The sequence below is a fragment of the Pseudonocardia lacus genome, assembly GCF_018531445.1.
Lineage (GTDB): Bacteria > Actinomycetota > Actinomycetes > Mycobacteriales > Pseudonocardiaceae > Pseudonocardia > Pseudonocardia lacus.
This window is the reverse complement of the sequence record NZ_JAHDTH010000174.1, coordinates 1-17,840: the sequence shown is the minus strand read 5'-3', so window position 1 is coordinate 17,840 and position 17,840 is coordinate 1. Positions and strand designations below refer to the sequence as shown.

Here is a 17,840-nt window from a genome sequence, read left to right as displayed (position 1 = left end):
CGACGCGGTGGCCGACTCCGACGCCGTGGCCGAGGTCGGCGCGGTGGTCACCCGCGTCGGGTTGGACGCCGCCGCGGTCACCTGCGTCGGGCTCACCCTGCTGGGCGTGCTGCTGCCGCTGGGCGCGGGCACCCTGCCCGGCGCCGCGCTGCGCGACCTCGTCCGCGTGCAGGACCGCGCCGACCGCGCCGTCGTGGCGGTGGCGGGCGGCTGGCTCGCGCTCGTGCTGGCGGCCATCGCGTTCCGCACGGCGAGCGCGGTGGGCCGCCCACTCGGGCAGCTGTCCGCGTCCGACGTCGCCGCCTGGGTCACCCAGCTGGCGGCCGGGCGCGGGATGGTGCTGACCGCGGGCTGCGCGGCGACCGTGCTCGGCTGCGGGATCGCCCGGCTGCGTCGCCGCGACGCCGTGCAGGTGCGCGTCCCGCTGGTCGCCGCGCTGCTCGGCGCGCTGATGCCGGCGCTGACCGGGCACACCGGCTCCGCGCCCGACCACCAGCTCGCGGTGATCTCGGCCGCGCTGCACGTCGCCGCGGCGGCCCTGTGGGTCGGCGGGCTGGGCGCGGTCCTGGTGCTGCTGGCGCGCCACCGCGCGCTGCTCGACGCCGTGCTGCCCCGGTTCTCGACGCTGGCCGGCGGCTGCGTGCTCGCCGTCGCGGCCACCGGCGTCGTCAACGCGGCCACCCGGCTGGAGGGCTGGGCCGCGCTCTTCGGTACCGGCTACGGTCAGCTGGTGCTGGTCAAGACGGCGCTGCTGGTGCTGCTGGCCGGGTTGGGCGGGCTGGCCCGGCGCCGGCTGCGCGCCGGCCGTCGCCCGGTGCTGCGCTGGGCCGGCGCGGAGGTGGCGCTGATGGCCGTGACGATGGGCGTCGCCGCCGCGCTCACCCAGACCGGCTGAGGCCCCGCGTGGACCTCGCGACCCTCATCGCGGCGGCGCCCGACGGCAGCGGCGGGCCGGTGTGGCCGTGGCTCATCGCCGGGCTTCTGCTCGTCGTCGCCTGCGCGATGGGGGTGGCGCTCGTCGTCGCCGGGGTCGTGGCGCTGCTGCGGCTGCGCCGGCGTCGGGGTCAGGACCGGTAGGCCTCCAGCAGCCGCAGCCACACCTCGCTGATCGTCGGGTAGGCGGGCACCGCGTGCCAGAGCCGGTGCAGCGGGACCTCGCCGACCACCGCGATCGTCGCCGAGTGCAGCAGCTCGGCCACGTCCTGACCGACGAACGTCACCCCGACGAGAACTCCCCGGGCCCGGTCGACGACCAGCCGGGCGTGGCCCTGGTAGCCGTCGGCCTGCAGCGACGAGCCGGCCACGGCGATGTCCTGGTCGACCACCCGGACGTCGATGCCGGCGGCGCGGGCGGCGGCCTCGGTGAGGCCCACCCAGGTCACCTCGGGGTCGGTGAACACCACCTGCGGCACCGCGGCGTGGTCGGCGGTGGCGGAGTGCTCGCCCCACGGGGCCGTGTCGACCGGCTCCCCCGCCGCACGGGCGCCGATCGCGCTGCCCACGATGCGGGCGGCGTACTTGCCCTGGTGGGTCAGCGGGGCCCGACCGGTGACGTCGCCTGCGGCGTAGAGCCACTGCCCGTCGACGCCCTCGACCAGGCCCGAGTCGTCGACCGCGAGCGGCTCGCCCGGCTCCAGCCCGACGGCGTCCACGCCGATGTCGGCCGAGTTGGGCCGGCGCCCGGTCGCCACCAGCAGCTCGTCCACGACGACGGTCTCGCCACCCAGCCGCAGCGCGATGGCGCCGCCCTCGGCGGACACGGCGTCCAGGCCGGTGTCGAGGCGGACGTCGACGCCCTCCTCGCGCAGCGCCGCGGCCACCCGCTCCCCGGCGAACGGCTCGGCGCCGGCCAGCAGCCGCGGACCGCGCTGCACGAGCAGCACCTGCGAGCCGAGCCGCTGGAACGCCTGCGCCATCTCGCAGCCGACGACGCCGCCGCCCAGCACCCCGAGCCGGGCCGGGACCTCCTTGGCCGAGGTGGCGTCGCGCGAGGTCCAGGTGCGCACGGTGTCCAGGCCCGGCACCGGCGGGGTCACCGCGACGCTGCCGGTGCTGACCACGACGGCGTGCCGGGCGGTGAGGGTCAGCGGCCGCGGGCCGTCGACGGTGACCGTGCGCTCCCCCGAGATCCGGCCGTGCCCGCGGACGACCCGGATGCCGGCGCCCTCGGCCCACTCGACCTGGCTGGAGTCGTCCCAGTCGTGGGTGAAGCCGTCGCGGCGCGCGAGCACGGCCGCCGGGTCGGACTCCGCGGTGGTGCCGGGCAGCCTGCGCAGGGCGGCGACCGCGTGGCCGGTGCGCAGCAGCGCCTTGGACGGCATGCAGGCCCAGTACGAGCACTCGCCGCCGACCAGCTCCGACTCCACGATCGCCGCGGTCAGCCCGGCCTTCACCGCGTAGTCGGCGGCGTTCTCGCCGACCGGCCCGGCCCCGATGACGACGACGTCGAACTCCTCCGCGCTCACCGGGCCACCGCCGCGACCGCCTTGAGCACGTCCTCGGTGCCCTCGCGCAGCTCCAGGACCCGACCCGCGGTGCCCGGCGTGTCGAGCAGGGCGATCAGCACGGCGGCCGTGTCGTCGCGGGTCACGTCGCCGCGGTCGAGCGGTGGCGGCCGCAGCAGCACCGAGTTGGTGCCCGGGTCGTCGGTGAGCCGGCCCGGGCGCAGGACCGTCCACTGCAGGTCGGTGGCGGTGATGGCGTCCTCGGCGGCCTTCTTGGCGCGCAGGTAGGCCGCCCACACCTCGTCGGTGCCCTCGGCCGGGGGGTCGTCCACGCCGGTCGAGGAGACCAGCAGGTAGCGGCGCACCCCGGCCAGGTGCGCGGCGTCGGCGAGCAGCACCGCGGCGGCCCGGTCGACGGTGTCCTTGCGGGTGACCCCGCTGCCCGGCCCGGCCCCCGCGGCGAACACGACGGCGTCGGCGTCGCGCAGGTGGTCGGCCAGCTCGACGGCCGAGGCCGACTCCAGGTCGAGCACCACCGGCGTCGCGCCCGCGCCCTCCAGGTCGGCGCGGTGGTCGGGGTTGCGCACCACCCCCACCGCCACGTCCCCGCGGGCGGCCAGCAGCGCGGCCAACCGCAACCCGATCTTCCCGTGCCCTCCGGCGATCACGACCCGCATTGGCGCGACCGTAGCGGCGATGGCGGTGCCGCGCTCCCCCCTCACCGGACCGGGCGCCCGCCGGCCCGTCGCGGGCGAACTCCGGCGGGAGCCGGGCCCGGGCCGTGGCTACCCCGTTGGTGGGCGCCCTCGGCGTCCCCGACCGCCGGGGCGCTCCGGCATCACCCCAGGTCGCATCGCCGGTACCGCCCGACCCGTGTCCGTTTTCTCACCAGCCGGAATGGCGGCGGTTGTCGGGGTGCGGGCCCCGGTCTGCAATCGGAGGCAGTCGACGACGCCATGGAGGTGGACCGTGAAGGCCGTGCGGGTGCACGCTTACCACTCCGATCCGAAGATCGACGACATACCCGAACCGACGCTGCAGGGCCCGCTGGATGTGATCGTCAAGGTCGGCGGCGCCGGGGTCTGCCGCACCGACCTGCACATCCTCGAGGGTCAGTGGGCGGACGCGATGGGCCCCGAGCTGCCCTACGTGATCGGCCACGAGAACGCCGGCTGGGTGCACGCGGTCGGCGACGGGGTCACCAACGTCGCCGTCGGCGACACGGTGATCCTGCACCCGCAGCCCAGCTGCGGGTTGTGCCTGGCCTGCCGGGCCGGGCGCGACATGCAGTGCGAGAACGCGTTCTTCCCCGGCCTGTCGAACAACGACGGGGGCATGGCCGAGTACCTGCGCACCACCGCCCGGGCCTGCGTGAAGCTCAACCCGGACACCAACCCGGCCGACGTGGCCGCGCTGGCCGACGCCGGCATCACCGCCTACCACGCGGTGCGCAAGGCCGTGCCCGACCTCTACCCGGGCACCACCGCCGTCGTGCAGGGCGCGGGCGGGCTCGGCCACATCGGCATCCAGGCACTGGCCGCGCTGACGGCCACCCGGATCGTCGTGGTCGACCGCAACCCGGACGCGCTGGCGCTGGCCAAGCAGATCGGCGCCGACGAGACCGTGCTCGCCGACGGCACGCACATCGACGCGGTCAAGGACCTGACCAGCGGCCTGGGCGCCAACGTGGTGTTCGACTTCGTGGCCGAGCAGGGCGCGGAGAACGACGCCTGGCAGATGACCGCCCCGGCGGGCTCGCAGTACGTCATCGGCTACGGCGGCGAGCTGCGGATCCCGACGCTGGACTTCGTCGGCGGCGAGAAGAACGTCATCGGCAACATCGTCGGCACCTACAACGACCTCGCCGAGCTGATGGTGCTCGCCCAGGCCGGCAAGGTCACGCTGCACACCAAGCAGTACCCGCTCGACTCGGCGCTCGACGCCCTGCACGACCTCGACGCCGGACGCGTGCGCGGTCGGGCGATCCTCGTGCCCTGAACCTCCTTCCGACATTTCCCGCGCTCACATCCCGCACTGCCGCGAGAGGACCCACCACATGTACGAGAAGGACGGCGAGAAGTACTTCATCGTCGATTCGCACAGCCACTTCTGGGACGCCAGCCGGGAGAACTGGAAGCCCGGCCAGGAGCAGTACGCGAAGGGCTGGATCGACTGCTTCTACGGCTACCACCAGCTCGGCCCGCCGGAGACCCACTGGGACTACGAGAAGTACCTCAAGGTCTCGCCGGAGGACTTCGAGCGCGACATGTTCGTCGAGGGCCACGTCGACCACGCGATCTTCCAGTCGACCTACCTCAAGGAGTGGTACACCGAGGGCTTCAACACGATCGACCAGAACGCCCAGCTGCTGGACAAGTGGGGCGACCGGCTGATCGTGAACGGGCGCTTCGACCCGCGCGACGGCGACGCCGGGCTCAAGCAGCTCGAAGAGGACGTCGCGAAGTACCAGTGCAAGGGCGTGAAGCTCTACACCGCGGAGTGGAACAACGGTTCGCGCGGCTACAAGCTCTCCGACCCGGAGGCCTACCGGTTCCTGGCCCGCGCCCAGGAGCTCGGCATCAAGAACGTCCACGTGCACAAGGGCCCGACCATCTGGCCACTGGACAAGGACGCCTTCGACGTCTCCGACGTCGACCACGCGGCCACCGACTTCCCGGACCTCAACTTCATCGTCGAGCACGTCGGGCTGCCGCGCATCGAGGACTTCTGCTTCATGGCGGTGCAGGAGCCCAACGTCTACGCCGGGCTGTCGGTGGTGATCGGCGGGCTGATGCACGCCCGGCCGAAGTTCTTCGCCAAGGTGATCGGCGAGCTGATGTTCTGGGTCGGCGAGGACAAGATGCTCTTCGGCGGCGACTACAACATCTGGGTGCCGAAGTGGCAGATCGAGGGCTTCGTCGACTGGCAGATGCCCGACGACGAGGCGTTCACCGACTACGCCAAGCTCACCACGGCCACCAAGAAGAAGATCCTCGGGCTGAACGCCGCGAAGCTCTACGACATCCCGGTGCCGGCCGAGCTGCAACTGCCCACCACGGCCGACGAGCCGATGCAGCCGGGTGAGGAGCTGGTCAAGGACGTCGCGGGGGCGCAGGCGTGACCGAGATTGCGAGGTCACCGTTCAACACAGCACCTCGCGGCACGCGGCTGCCGAGCGCCAGCGAGGCAGCCTCGTGACCGCGCCGGCGACAGCGCCGGCGGACCTGGAGGAGCTGCGCGGTCGGGTCTGGGCCGCGCTGGGCACGGTGCTCGACCCCGAGCTGGACGAGCCGATCACCGACCTCGACTTCGTCGAGGCGTGGTCGGTCTCGCCGGACGGGGTGGCGACCGTGCGGCTGCGGCTGCCGACGTTCTTCTGCGCGCCGAACTTCTCGTTCCTGATGGTCGCCGACGCCCACGACGCGGTGTCGGACGTCCCGGGGGTGGAGCGCGCCGTGGTGACGCTGGCCGACCACCACGCCTCCGACGAGATCAACGGCGGGGTGGCCGCGCAGGCCGGGTTCATCGGCACGTTCGGCGACGAGGCCGTCGCCGAGCTCGACGAGCTGCGCGCGACGTTCCTGAAGAAAGCGGCGCTGGCCGGGCAGGACAGCGTGGCCCGGCCGCTGGTCGACCGGGGCGCCACCCCGGAGGACCTGGCCGTGACGACGCTGGGGGCGGTGCCGCCGTCGCCGGAGCTGGACCGGCTGCGTCGGCGCCGGGCGGCCCTCGGGCTGCCCGACGGCGACGGCGCCCCGCTGCTGATCACCGACGACGGCAGCCCGGTCCCGGTCGCGAAGATCCCGCTGCACCTGCGCCGCGCGCGGCTGCAGCGGGTCGGGATCGAGACCAACGGGGAGTACTGCAAGAGCCTGCTCAAGACCCGCTACGCCTGACCCGGGTGCCGTCGAGAACGACGTTGTCGCGCTGTGGACCGGTCCATCCGCGCGACGACGTCGTTCTCGACGGTCAGGGTGCGTTGTCGCGGAGGCGCGCGGTGACCACCCGGAAGCGGTTGACCAGCCGGTAGCCGCCGTCGGGGGTGCGGTACTCGGCGCACCGGTCGAGCAGGGCCGCCCGGACGGCCGCGGGGCCGGCCACCCGGCCCGCGACCGTGCCGATGCCGGCCGACAGGACGGGACCGACCAGCGCGTCCTCGTCCGGGTAGTGGAACGGCACGTCCACGTCATCGTGGCTGAGCGAGCGCAGGCCGGCGATGTCGATGAGCCGGCTGATCCGGGTCGGCTCGGTGATCGGCAGCGGATCGCGTGGCGGGGGCGGCCGGGGCGGCAGCCACCGGGCCAGCGCCTCGCCGAAGGCCCGCAGGTCGCACTCCGACTCCCGGCCCCACAGCGTGACCACGACGAGCGGGGCGATCTCCGCGGCGCGCCGCAGGATGCGGACCGGCCCGGCCGCGTGCATCAGCAACTGCACCGCCGCGACGACGTCGAACGGGCCGGGCGGGGGCTCGTGCGCGTCGCCGGTGCGGAACCCGCCCTCGGGCACCCGCGCCGCCGCGGCGGCGACCGCCTCCGGATCGGTGTCGATGCCGGTCACCACGGCGCCGCGGGCCACGGCCGCGGCCGCGAACTCGCCGCGACCGCAGCCCAGGTCGAGCAGCCGGGTGCCCCGGCCGACGCCGGCCCGGTCGAGCGCCACCCGGTGCAGCGGTGCGGCCCAGCCGTCGGGACCGTCCTGCGCCACGGCGACGATCAGCCCCAGACGTCCTGCGCGACCTGCACGATCAGCCGCAGCTTCGCCACCTGGTCGGCCTGGGTGAGCTCGTTGCCCTCGACGGTCGAGGAGAAACCGCACTGCGGCGACAGGCACAGCTGGTCGAGCGGGACGTACTTGGCGGCCTCGTCGATGCGCCGCTTGAGGGCGTCGGCGTCCTCCAGCGCCCCGCGCTTGGTGGTGACCAGGCCGAGCACCACCTGCTTGCCCGGCGGGACGAACCGCAACGGCGCGAACCCGCCGGAGCGCTCGTCGTCGAACTCGCAGAAGAAGCCGTCCACGGCCAGCTCGCCGAACAGGGCCTCGGCCACGAAGTCGTAGCCGCCCTCGGCCGCCCACGACGAGCGGAAGTTGCCCCGGCACATGTGCGTGGTCACCCGCATGCCGGCCGGCCGGTCGACGATCGCGGCGTTGATCTGCTTGATGTAGCGCAGGTGCTGGTGGTCGGCGTCCTCGCCGCGGGCGGCCATCTCGGCGCGCTGGGCGGGGTCGTTGAGGTAGGCCAGCGAGGTGTCGTCGAGCTGCAGGTAGCGGCAGCCGAGCTCGCCCAGCGCGCGGACCTCGTCGGCGTAGGCGGCCGACAGGTCCGACCAGAACTCCTCGACGTCCGGGTAGACGGAGCGGTCGATCGCCGCCGACCCGCCGCGGTAATGGACCATGCTCGGCGAGGGGATCGTGAGCTTCGGCACCGCCGTCGTGACCCGGTCGCGCAGGTACGCGAAGTCGTCGGCGAAGATCGGCTCGTCCAGCCGGACCTTCTCCTGCACGGCCAGCCCGGCCGAGGTGAACGCGCCCTCGCCCTGCTCGTTGACCATCCGCACCCGGATCTGCTCGTCGGTCTTGCGGACGCCGCCGAGCCGGTAGATGAAGTCCATGTGCCAGGACGTGCGGCGGAACTCGCCGTCGGTCGCGGCCCGCAGGCCGATCTCCTCCTGCATCGCGACCGCGTCGGTGATGGCGGCGTCCTCGGCGGCCCGCAGGCCCTCGGCGTCCAGCTCGCCCGCGGCGTGCCGCTGGCGCGCGGCCAGCAGGGCCGGGGGTCGCAGCAGGCTGCCGACGTGATCGGCGCGGAACGGTGCCTCGGTGCGTTCGGACATGGCCCAGAACCTAGTACCCCCGCCCACCGCCCCGCTGCCGGCGAACCGCGATCCGGTCAGCCCGCCGGCAGCGCCGCCACCCGGGCGCCCGCCCGGCGGACCCCCTTCTCCAGCTCCCAGCGGCGGGCGGCGAAGTCGGCCCGGCTGACCGACACGCCCAGACCGGCCACGACGTCGCCGTCGGCGCCGAGGACCGGCACGGCGAGCCCGGCCACCCCGGCCGCGTACTCCTCGACCTCGACGGCCATCCCCTCGGCGCGCACCCGGCGCAGCTCCCGGCCGAGCACGCGCCGATCGGTGACGGTGTGCGGGGCCAGCGCCGGCAGCCCGACCCGGCCCAGCAGCTCGGCCAGCCGCGGCCCGCGCATCCCGGCCAGCACCGCCTTCCCCGCCGCGGCCGCGTGCGGCGCGGTCGGCTCGCCGGCCCGCATCCCCGCCGGGAGCGGGTGCTCCGGGCAGTCGTCGACGTGCGCGACGACGACGTCGGCGTCGCGCCGGGAGACCAGGTAGGCGGCCGCGCCCAGCTCCAGGTGCAGCTCGTGCAGCACCGAGCGGACCGCGGGCGGCGGGCGCACCTGCTCGGCCAGGCTGTGCTGCAGCTCGGCGACCCGGTAGCCCAGGCCGTAGCCGCGCACCTCGTGCAGCCGCACCAGGTAGCCCTGCTCCACCAGCGTGCCCAACGCGCGGTAGACCGTCGGCAGGGGGCAGCCCAGCCTGCGGGCGATCGCCTTGGGCGTGATCCCGTCACCGGCGGCCGCCACCGCCTCCATGATCCGCAACGCGCGGGTGACCGACGACGGTGGTGCCACATCGGCCAGTGTTGGGTACAACTGCGCCGTTGGACAGCACAGCGACCCGCGCACCCCACCGACCGAACGGGAACCCGAATGACCGAGCCGACCAGCGACGCCGAGCTGCACCGGCGGATCGACGAACTCGTCGCCGAGGAGCACCGCCTGGAGCGGGCGCACATCGGCACCGCGCTCTCCGAGGACGAGCAGCAGCGGCTCGGCGATGTCGCCGTCCAGCTCGACCGCCTGTGGGACCTCTTGCGCCAGCGCGACGCCCGCCGCCGCGCCGGCCTCGACCCCGACGACGCCCAGGAGCGCTCCGGCGGCGTCGTCGAGGGCTACCAGCAGTAGCCACCGCTCGGGCGGCGGGACGGGGGCCGCGCTCGTGCCGCCGGGCGGGACGAGCCAGTGCCACCCCGTCGAGAACGACGTTGTCGTGATCAACGGGCCCTGTTGATCACGATAACGTCGTTCTCGACGGTTCGGTGGCTTCCCGCCGAGTGGCGCGCCAGCGCCGCGAGGACCCGAGGCCGGGGCGCGCCAGCGCGAACCGGGTGGTGGGCTCGCAGCACCGGGTGTGGGCTCGCAGCCCGCCGGCGCGCTGCGACAGCCACGCCAGCGCTGCGACAGCCACGCCAGCGCTGCGACAGCCACGCCAGCGCTGCGAGAACACGTCAGCCTGCGAGAACACACTCCCCTCGCTGCATCTCGTCGAGCGAGAGCGGCTCTCGTCCAACCCGCCGAGCGCGGGCGGCCGCGCCGGGAACGGGGCGGCTTTCCGCCATGATCACTCTCACACGAGGGGGGTGGGGTCCGTCCTGAGTGGCCGGAGGGGGGCCGCTCGGCCACCATCGGGGCCATGCAGGTCACCCCGCTCACCCCCGAGCGGCTCGTCGACGAGGTCGTCGGGCTGGTCGACGCCAGGTCGGGGCGGGTGCGGGTGGGGGTGGACGGTCCGCGGCCCACCCGGCCCGTCGAGCTGGCCCGGCGGGCCGCCGAGGCGCTGGCGGCGCTCGGGCGGGCGGCGGTCGTCGTGGACGCGGGCGACTTCCTGCGCCCGGCGTCGGTGCGCCTGGAGTACGGCCGCGAGGACCCCGACGAGCTGCTCGACGGCTGGCTCGACGTCGCCGGTCTGCGCCGCGAGGTGCTGGAGCCGGCCGCGCGGGACGGCTCGGGGCGGGTGCTGCCGCGGCTGTGGGACGCCGGGGCCGACCGCGCCTACCGCGACCGGTACGTCCAGCTGCCCGACGACGGCGTGGTGCTGCTGGCCGGGGGCCTGCTGCTGGGGCGGGGGCTGCCGCTGGACGCGGCGGTGCACCTGCGCATGGGTGAGGCGGCGCTGCGCCGCGGACTGCCACCCGAACTGTTGTGGACGGTGCCGGCACACGGCCGCTACGCGCGGGAGAATGACCCCGAGGGGACCGCGGATCTGGTGGTCCTCGCCGACCACCCCGACCGGCCGGCGGTTCGGAGGTGATGGAGGAACGGAGAAGAAGATGGTTCTGGTGGGCGAGGAGGGAGTTGAACCCTCACGTCCTTTCGGACACACGGACCTGAACCGTGCGCGTCTGCCATTCCGCCACTCGCCCTGACGGAGAAGAAGCTAGCACGGGCCCTCCCGGGCCCTTCGCAGGCCCCCCTTGTCCGGGGGGCGTCACGCTGCTGGATAGCACAGATACGATCGAGGCTGTCAGCAACACGCCGTTGGAACGGAGGAAGATCGTTGGGTCGCGTCGACAGGTTCGAGCGCCGTCTCCAGGGGATGGTGGGCGATGCCTTCGCGCGGGTTTTCGGTGGCAGCGTCGTCCCTCAAGAAGTGATGGGCGCGCTGCTCAGGGAGGCCGAGGACCACATCGAGGAGCTCGCCGGAGGACGCCTGCTGGCGCCCAACCGGTACACCGTGCTGCTCGGACCGACAGATCTTGCTCGCATGGCGGGCGACCACCAGGCGGAGATCGTGAACTCGCTGTCCACCTCGGTCGCCGAGCAACTCGCCGACCAGGGGTGGGACACCTACGGCGAGGTCGTAGTCTTTCTGGAGCGCTCCGATGCGCTGCACACGGGACAGTTCCGCACCCGCTCATCCGTGGACCCCGACGCCTCCCGCCGGGACGCCATCCGAGCACGCGACGCAGGAGAAGCACCCATGAGCCAGCAACCGGGCCACCCCGAGGAGAACGGGCAGTACGGCTACGACCGTGGCGCCCCCGGCGGATACGGGCAGCAGACGTACGCCCCGCCCGCCTACGACCAGCGAGGGGGGTACGACCAGGGCGCCCAGCAGGGCTACGACCAGCAGGGCTACGGCCAGCAGGGCGGTTACCCCCAGCAAGGGGGTGGCTACGGAGGCCAGCAGGGCGGCGGCTACGGCGGGCAGCAGCCCGGCTACGGCGGGCAGCAGCCCGGCTACGGGGGCCAGCAGCCCGGCTACGGCGGCCAGCAGCCCGGCGGCTACCCCCAGCCCGGCGGCTACGACCAGGGCTACGGCCAGCAGGGCGGCGGCTACGGCGGCCAGCCCGGCTACGCCCCCGGCGGCTACGACCAGGGCTACGGCCAGCAGGGCGGGTACGGCGGCCAGCAGGCGCCCTACGACCAGGGCTACGACGCCGGCTACGACCAGGGCGGCTACGGCGGCTACGGGTCGGCCTCGCTGAGCCTGGACGACGGCTCCGGCCGCACGTTCGACCTGACCCCGGGCACGCACGTCATCGGCCGCGGCCAGGACTCGTCGTTCCGGCTCCCGGACACCGGTGTCTCCCGGCGCCACCTGGAGATCAACTGGGACGGCCGGACCGCCACGCTGAACGACCTCGGCTCCACCAACGGGACCACCGTCAACGGCAACCCGGTCCAGACCTGGCAGCTCAACGACGGCGACGTCATCCGGGTGGGCCATTCGAGCCTGGTCTTCCGCACCCGGTAACACTCCGCGTGCGGCGGATAGGGGAGGATCGATCGACCCACGGAACAGGACGGAGTTGGCGGCGAGTGCCGGAGTTGGTGCTGCAGCTGACCAGGGCGGGCTTCCTCGCCCTGCTCTGGCTGTTCGTGCTCGTCGCGCTCCGTGTGGTGCGGTCGGACCTCTACGCGGCTTCCGGTCTGCGAGCGCTGGTTCCCGGCGGTGGGCGAGCGAACGCCCGCACCGGGCGCGGGCGCACGCCCCGGCAGCTCATCGTCACCCAGGGCGCGCTTGCCGGCACGAGGATCTCGTTGGACTCCCGGCCGATCCTGATCGGTCGGGCCGATGACTCGACCCTCGTGCTCGACGACGACTACGCGTCGACCAGGCACGCCCGCATCGCGCAGCAGGGCGAGGAGTGGTACGTCGAGGACCTCGGGTCCACAAACGGCACCTACCTCGACCGGGCTAAGGTCACCGGACCCACGCGGGTGCCCCTCGGGGTGCCCGTCCGCATCGGCAAGACGGTGATCGAGCTGCGGTCATGAGCAGGACTACGCCGCGCGGCCCATTCCGGGCGCGCCTACCCACCGGACCCACGGGCGGAGCGCCGAGATGACGCTTGTGCTGCGCTACTCGGCCCGCAGTGACCGCGGGCTCGTCCGCCAGAACAACCAGGACGCCGTCTACGCCGGCCCCCGGCTGCTGGCGCTGGCCGACGGCATGGGCGGTCACGCCGCGGGCGAGGTCGCCTCGTCGCTGGTGATCACCGCGCTGGCCCAGCTCGACGAGGACACCCCCGGCGACGACCTGCTGGCCTCGCTGCACCACGCCACCAACCAGGGCAACGCGGCCATCACCCAGCACGTCGCCGAGTCCCCCGACCTGGAGGGCATGGGCACCACGCTCACCGCCATCCTGTTCGCGGGCTCGCGGCTCGGCCTGGTGCACGTCGGCGATTCGCGCGCCTACCAGCTGCGCGACGGCCACCTCACGCAGATCACCAAGGACGACACGTTCGTCCAGTCGCTGATCGACGAGGGCCGGATCACCGAGGAAGAGGCCCACACCCATCCCCAGCGCTCGCTGCTGCTGCGCGCCATCACCGGCCAGGACGTCGACCCGTCGCTGACCATCCGCGAGGCCCGCGCGGGCGACCGCTTCCTGCTCTGCTCGGACGGCCTGTCCGGGGTGGTCAGCGACGAGACCCTGCAGGACACCCTGCAGGCCTACCGCGACCCCCGCGAGTGCGCCGACCGGATGATCGAGCTCGCGCTGCGCGGCGGCGGCCCGGACAACGTCACCTGCATCGTCGCCGACGTCGTCGACATCGACTTCGGCGAGGACGCCCCGATCATGGGCGGCTCGGTCGGCGGCGGCATGGACGACAACGGCCCCCAGCCCGACTCCGCAGCGGCCCGCGCGTCCGCGGCCACGATGACCCGGCCCGCGCCGCGGGTGGTCGCGCCCACGGCGCCGCCGGTCGCCGCGCGCAGCCGCTGGCGCGTCCAGCTGGCCGTGCTGGTCGCGGCCGCGCTGGTCCTGCTGGTCGGCGCGGGCGCGCTGGCCCGGCTGTGGGTGCTGCAGCAGTACTACGTCGGCAACGACGCCGAGCAGGTCGCCATCTTCCAGGGCGTGCCCGGCGACGTGCTGGGCATCCCGCTGCACCAGGTCGCCGAGCGCACGGACGTGGCGCTGGCGTCGCTGCCCGAGGCCGACCGCAGCGCCGTCCAGGACGGCATCAACTCCTCCGACGGCATCGACGGCGCCCGCGGCGTGGTCGACCGGCTGCGCAACCGGATGCTGCCGCCCTGCTCGGAGCTCGTGCCGCAGGCGCCGCAGATCGTGGTGCAGCCGACGCTCACCCCGCCGCCGCCCGTGGTGCCGCCCGGCGGCGACCCGAACGCGCTCCCCCCGGGCGGGGTCGTCCCGACCACCGCCCCGCCCGTCACGCTCGCCCCGCTGCCTCAGGAGACGCCCCAGCCGGGGCGGAACTGCAGGCCGGTCAGCTGATGGCCGCCGTCGACGACCGTCCGGGCGCCGCGCCGGCGACACCAGCTCCCCTGCCCACCGGGCGGGGCATCGAGCTGGTGCTGCTGGCGTTCGCCGCGGTGCTCGTCACCGGCGCACTCGGGCTCGTCGAGGCCAACCAGGAGCAGCAGCTCACCCAGGCGCTGATCTGGGTGGGGCTGGCCTACCTGGGCCTGTTCACCATCGCGCACTTCGCGGTGCGCCGGTTCGCGCCCTACGCCGACCCGCTCATCCTGCCGTCGGTGGCGCTGCTCAACGGCCTGGGCCTGGTGATGATCCACCGGCTCGACCTGGCCGAGCTGGCGCAGGCCACCGCCGTCGGCGACCCGCCGCCCACCGAGCTGCTCAGCCGCCAGATCGCCTGGACGGCGGTCGGGCTGGCGCTGTTCGTGGCCGTGCTCTGGCTGGTGCGCGACCACCGCAAGCTCTCCCGCTACGCGTTCACCTGCGGCCTGGCCGGGATCGTGCTGCTGGCCCTGCCCGGCCTGCTGCCGGCGTCGATCTCCGAGGTCAACGGCGCGAAGCTGTGGATCAGGATCGGGCCGGTCGGCATCCAGCCCGGGGAGTTCGCCAAGATCCTGCTGATCGTCTTCTTCGCCGCGTTCCTGGTGCAGAAGCGCGAGCTGTTCACCACCGCCGGGCGCAAGTTCCTCGGCATGGAGTTCCCCCGCCCGCGCGACCTGGGCCCGCTGCTGCTGGCCTGGGGGCTGTCCATCGGCGTGCTGGTCATCGAGCGCGACCTCGGCTCGTCCCTGCTGTTCTTCGGCATCGTGCTGGTGCTGCTGTACGCGGCGACCGAGCGGGTGTCCTGGCTGGTCATCGGCCTGACCATCTTCATGGGCGGGGCGCTGATCGCCTACCAGCTGTTCGGCCACGTGCGGGTCCGCGTGCAGGTCTGGCTCGACCCGTTCGCCGACTTCAACGGCACCGGCTTCCAGATCGGCCAGGCCCTGTTCGGGCTGGGCACCGGCGGCGTCGGCGGCACCGGGCTGGGCGCGGGCCGCCCCGACCTCGTGCCCTTCGCCTACAGCGACTTCATGCTCTCCTCGCTGGGCGAGGAGCTCGGGCTGATCGGGCTGTCGGCCATCCTGGTCGTCTACCTGGTGATGATCACCCGAGGGCTGCGCAGTGCGCTGGCCGTGCGCGACAGCTTCGGCAAGCTGCTGGCCACCGGGCTGTCGTTCGCGATCGCGCTGCAGATCTTCACCGTCATCGGCGGGGCCTCCAAGCTCATCCCGCTCACCGGCCTGACCCTGCCGTTCCTGTCCTACGGCGGGTCGTCGCTGGTCGCCAACTACGCGCTGGTCGCGCTGCTGCTGCGGATCTCCAACGCCGCCCGCGCGCCGCTGAACCGCCGCCCGGCCGCCCCGCTGCCCCCGATCGCCGAAGCCGGCACCGAGCTGGTGGAGCGGCCGAAGTGAACACGCCCGTCCGTCGGATCGCCATCGCCGTGATGGCGATGGTCCTGCTGCTGCTCGGCAACCTGACCTACGTGCAGGTCGTCAAGGCGGGCGACTACCGCGACGACTCCCGCAACAAGCGGGTGCTGCTGGCCGAGTACGCGCGCAAGCGCGGCCAGATCAGCGCGGGCGGGCAGGTCGTGGCCAGCTCGGTGCCCTCCGACGACGAGCTCAAGTACCAGCGCCAGTACCCCGACGGGCCGGTGTACGCGCCGCTGACCGGCTACTACTCCACCATCTACGGCCCGAGCGGGCTGGAGCGCGCCGCCGACAGCATCCTCAACGGCAGCGACGACCGGCTGTTCGTGCGCCGGGTGTCCGACCTGGTCACCGGGCGCGACCCGAGCGGCGGCAACGTCGTGCTGACCATCGACCCCGAGGTCCAGCAGGCGGCCTACGACCAGCTGTCCAGCAAGGGCTACACCGGCTCGATCGTGGCGCTGCGCCCGCAGACCGGCGAGATCCTGGGCATGGTCTCCACCCCCTCCTACGACCCCAGCGGGCTGGCCAGCCACCGGGCCGAGGAGCAGAAGCAGGCCTGGACCGACCTGAACGCGGCCAAGCCCCCGGTGCTGTCCAACCGGGCCATCTCGGAGCGCTACCCGCCCGGCTCGACGTTCAAGCTGATCGACGTGGCGGCCGCGCTGAGCTCCGGGCGCTACACCCCGGACAGCCCCTTCACCGCCGCGCCCAGCATCACGCTGGAGGGCACCCGGACCCCGCTGCCCAACTTCGGCGGCAACCGCTGCGGCGGCGGCGAGACGGCCACCCTGCGCGAGGCCCTGCAGCGCTCCTGCAACACCGCGTTCGCCGAGCTGGCCGCGCAGCTGGGGACGCCGGCCATCCAGGACCAGGCGGCCGCGTTCGGCATCGGCTCGACCGACCTGTCCATCCCGATGAAGGTAGCCCCGTCCACCCTCGGCGACATCGAGAACACCGCCCAGCTGCAGCAGTCCAGCATCGGGCAGGCCAGCGTGGCGCTGACGCCCCTGCAGAACGCCATGGTCGTGGCGGCCATCGCCAACGGCGGCGAGGTCATGGCCCCCTACCTGATCCAGCAGATCCAGGACCAGGAGCTGGACACGGTCTCGACCACCGAACCGGACCGCATCGGCTCGGCCGTCAACTCCGGGGTGGCCCGCACCCTGACCGAGATGATGGTCAACAACGAGAATTCCTACGCCAACCTCGGCAAGATCTCCGGTGTGCAGATCGCCGCCAAGACCGGGACCGCCCAGCACGGCGCCGACGACAGCGTGCCGCCGCACGTCTGGTACGTCGGGTTCGCCCCGGCCGAGGACCCGCAGGTCGCGGTGGCGGTGCTCGTGGAGTCCGGCGGCGACCCCAACAACCTCGAGGCGACCGGCGGCCAGGTGGCGGCCCCCCTCGGGCGCGCGGTCATCCGGGCCGCGCTGGGCAAGGCGCCGTGACCGTGCTCGCGGCTGGCCAGCACATCGCCGACCGCTACCACCTCGACCGGCGGATCGCGGTGGGCGGCATGGGCGAGGTCTGGGAGGCCTCCGACACCCGCCTCGGCCGGTCCGTCGCGGTGAAGGTCCTGCGCCCCGAGCTGTCCGACGACCCCGAGTTCCTGCACCGGTTCCGCATCGAGGCCCGCACGGTGGCCTCGCTGGACCACTCCGGCATCGCCGCCGTGCACGACTACGGCGAGGACGAGAGCCCCAGCGGGCGCCGGACCGCCTACCTGGTCATGGAGCTGGTCCGCGGCGACCCGCTGTCCACGCTGATCTCCCGCGGCCCCATCGACGCCGACGAGACCCTGCGCCTCGTCGAGGAGGCCGCCTGGGCGCTGCAGGCCGCGCACGAGCGCGGCTTCGTGCACCGCGACGTCAAGCCGGGCAACATCCTGGTCCGCACCGACGGCCTGGTGAAGCTGACCGACTTCGGCATCGCCAAGGCCGCCGACGCCGTCCCGGTCACCCGGTCGGGCATGGTCATGGGCACCGCCCACTACATCGCCCCGGAGCAGGCCAGCGGCGGCGAGGCCGGGCCGGCGGGCGATGTCTACTCGCTGGGCATCGTCGGCTACGAGTGCCTGGTCGGGCACCGGCCGTTCCGCGCCGAGAGCGCGGTGGCGGTGGCGATGATGCAGGTCCGCGACGAGCCGCCGCCGCTGCCGGCGACGATCCCGGTCGCCACCCGCGAGCTGATCGAGGCGGTGCTGGTCAAGGACCCGACGCAGCGCTACGCCACCGGCGGCGAGTTCGCCGCCGCGGTCGCCGCGGTGCGCCGGGGCGAGCCGATGCCGGTGCCGCGCTCGGTCAGCGGGGCGTCCGCCCCCGTGCTCACCCCGCGGCCCACGCCGGCGCGCGGGCGCGCGGCCACACCGGTCCCGACGCCCACGCCGAGCCCCACCCCGTGCC

18 protein-coding genes and 1 tRNA gene are annotated in these 17,840 nt (G+C 73.9%); 13 read left to right on the top strand and 6 right to left on the bottom strand.

Annotation, left to right across the window (positions count from 1 at the left end):
* Both KIK08_RS29045 and KIK08_RS29040 read left to right on the top strand, forming a co-directional pair.
* Window positions 1-895 (top strand): copper resistance D family protein (locus KIK08_RS29045; RefSeq protein ID WP_214406468.1); only part of this gene is annotated, 895 nt, incomplete at its 5' end.
* 8 nt (window positions 896-903) lie between these two features.
* Window positions 904-1,077 (top strand): hypothetical protein, encoded by a 174-nt coding sequence (locus tag KIK08_RS29040; protein ID WP_214406467.1) that lies wholly within the window; start codon window positions 904-906, stop codon window positions 1,075-1,077.
* On the opposite strand, the gene KIK08_RS29035 is transcribed toward KIK08_RS29040, so the two are convergent.
* Entirely contained in the window at window positions 1,065-2,465 is a 1,401-nt protein-coding gene (locus tag KIK08_RS29035) for a dihydrolipoyl dehydrogenase family protein (protein ID WP_214406466.1), read from the bottom strand. The genes KIK08_RS29040 and KIK08_RS29035 overlap by 13 nt on opposite strands.
* A complete protein-coding gene (locus tag KIK08_RS29030; protein WP_214406465.1) occupies window positions 2,462-3,121 on the bottom strand; it encodes an NAD(P)H-binding protein in 660 nt (219 codons plus the stop codon). Before KIK08_RS29030 ends, KIK08_RS29035 begins: the two co-directional genes overlap by 4 nt.
* Before the next feature lie 292 nt (window positions 3,122-3,413).
* Between KIK08_RS29030 and KIK08_RS29025 the strand changes: the two genes are divergently transcribed.
* The 3 genes from KIK08_RS29025 to KIK08_RS29015 all read left to right on the top strand — a co-directional run bounded on the left by KIK08_RS29025 (window position 3,414) and on the right by KIK08_RS29015 (window position 6,340).
* A complete protein-coding gene (locus KIK08_RS29025) occupies window positions 3,414-4,442 on the top strand; it encodes an NAD(P)-dependent alcohol dehydrogenase (protein WP_214406464.1) in 1,029 nt (342 codons plus the stop codon).
* Window positions 4,443-4,500: 58 nt separating this feature from the next.
* A complete protein-coding gene (locus KIK08_RS29020; protein ID WP_214406463.1) occupies window positions 4,501-5,565 on the top strand; it encodes an amidohydrolase family protein in 1,065 nt (354 codons plus the stop codon).
* A 73-nt stretch (window positions 5,566-5,638) separates the two neighbouring features.
* Window positions 5,639-6,340 (top strand): iron-sulfur cluster assembly protein, encoded by a 702-nt coding sequence (locus tag KIK08_RS29015; RefSeq protein WP_308257959.1) that lies wholly within the window; start codon window positions 5,639-5,641, stop codon window positions 6,338-6,340.
* A gap of 73 nt (window positions 6,341-6,413) precedes the next feature.
* Here KIK08_RS29015 and KIK08_RS29010 read toward each other — a convergent pair whose 3' ends face one another.
* The 3 genes from KIK08_RS29010 to KIK08_RS29000 are packed head-to-tail and all read right to left on the bottom strand — an operon-like array spanning window position 6,414 to window position 9,084.
* Window positions 6,414-7,148: a class I SAM-dependent methyltransferase gene (locus KIK08_RS29010; RefSeq protein ID WP_214406462.1), complete on the bottom strand. Its 735-nt coding sequence runs from the start codon at window positions 7,146-7,148 to the stop codon at window positions 6,414-6,416.
* A gap of 8 nt (window positions 7,149-7,156) precedes the next feature.
* On the bottom strand, window positions 7,157-8,275 hold the full coding sequence (locus KIK08_RS29005; RefSeq protein WP_214406461.1) for a 5-methyltetrahydropteroyltriglutamate--homocysteine S-methyltransferase: 1,119 nt from the start codon (window positions 8,273-8,275) through the stop codon (window positions 7,157-7,159).
* A gap of 56 nt (window positions 8,276-8,331) precedes the next feature.
* Window positions 8,332-9,084 (bottom strand): IclR family transcriptional regulator, encoded by a 753-nt coding sequence (locus KIK08_RS29000; protein WP_308257958.1) that lies wholly within the window; start codon window positions 9,082-9,084, stop codon window positions 8,332-8,334.
* 78 nt (window positions 9,085-9,162) lie between these two features.
* Here KIK08_RS29000 and KIK08_RS28995 point away from each other — a divergent pair, with 78 nt between their 5' ends.
* Complete coding sequence (locus KIK08_RS28995; RefSeq protein WP_214406460.1) at window positions 9,163-9,417, top strand: DUF2630 family protein; 255 nt, start codon at window positions 9,163-9,165, stop codon at window positions 9,415-9,417.
* Window positions 9,418-9,925: 508 nt separating this feature from the next.
* Window positions 9,926-10,543, top strand: coding sequence for a nucleoside/nucleotide kinase family protein (locus KIK08_RS28990; protein WP_214406459.1), 618 nt, complete (start codon window positions 9,926-9,928; stop codon window positions 10,541-10,543).
* Between the two features lie 26 nt (window positions 10,544-10,569).
* Here KIK08_RS28990 and KIK08_RS28985 read toward each other — a convergent pair.
* Window positions 10,570-10,655: transfer RNA gene (locus tag KIK08_RS28985), tRNA-Leu, on the bottom strand.
* 134 nt (window positions 10,656-10,789) lie between these two features.
* Here KIK08_RS28985 and KIK08_RS28980 point away from each other — a divergent pair.
* The 6 genes from KIK08_RS28980 to KIK08_RS28955 all read left to right on the top strand — a co-directional run.
* The gene (locus KIK08_RS28980) at window positions 10,790-11,989 is read left to right on the top strand and encodes an FHA domain-containing protein (protein ID WP_214406458.1); all 1,200 of its coding nucleotides are present in this window, start codon (window positions 10,790-10,792) and stop codon (window positions 11,987-11,989) included.
* Window positions 11,990-12,054: 65 nt separating this feature from the next.
* Window positions 12,055-12,513, top strand: coding sequence for an FHA domain-containing protein FhaB/FipA (locus KIK08_RS28975; RefSeq protein WP_214406457.1), 459 nt, complete (start codon window positions 12,055-12,057; stop codon window positions 12,511-12,513).
* Between the two features lie 67 nt (window positions 12,514-12,580).
* Window positions 12,581-13,978 (top strand): PP2C family protein-serine/threonine phosphatase, encoded by a 1,398-nt coding sequence (locus tag KIK08_RS28970; RefSeq protein ID WP_214406456.1) that lies wholly within the window; start codon window positions 12,581-12,583, stop codon window positions 13,976-13,978.
* Complete coding sequence (locus KIK08_RS28965; RefSeq protein ID WP_214406455.1) at window positions 13,978-15,417, top strand: FtsW/RodA/SpoVE family cell cycle protein; 1,440 nt, start codon at window positions 13,978-13,980, stop codon at window positions 15,415-15,417. The genes KIK08_RS28970 and KIK08_RS28965 overlap by 1 nt, the downstream gene beginning before the upstream one ends.
* Complete coding sequence (locus KIK08_RS28960; protein ID WP_214406454.1) at window positions 15,414-16,886, top strand: peptidoglycan D,D-transpeptidase FtsI family protein; 1,473 nt, start codon at window positions 15,414-15,416, stop codon at window positions 16,884-16,886. The genes KIK08_RS28965 and KIK08_RS28960 overlap by 4 nt, the downstream gene beginning before the upstream one ends.
* A gap of 2 nt (window positions 16,887-16,888) precedes the next feature.
* The coding region (locus KIK08_RS28955; RefSeq protein WP_214406469.1) for a serine/threonine-protein kinase at window positions 16,889-17,840 on the top strand (952 nt) is incomplete at its 3' end.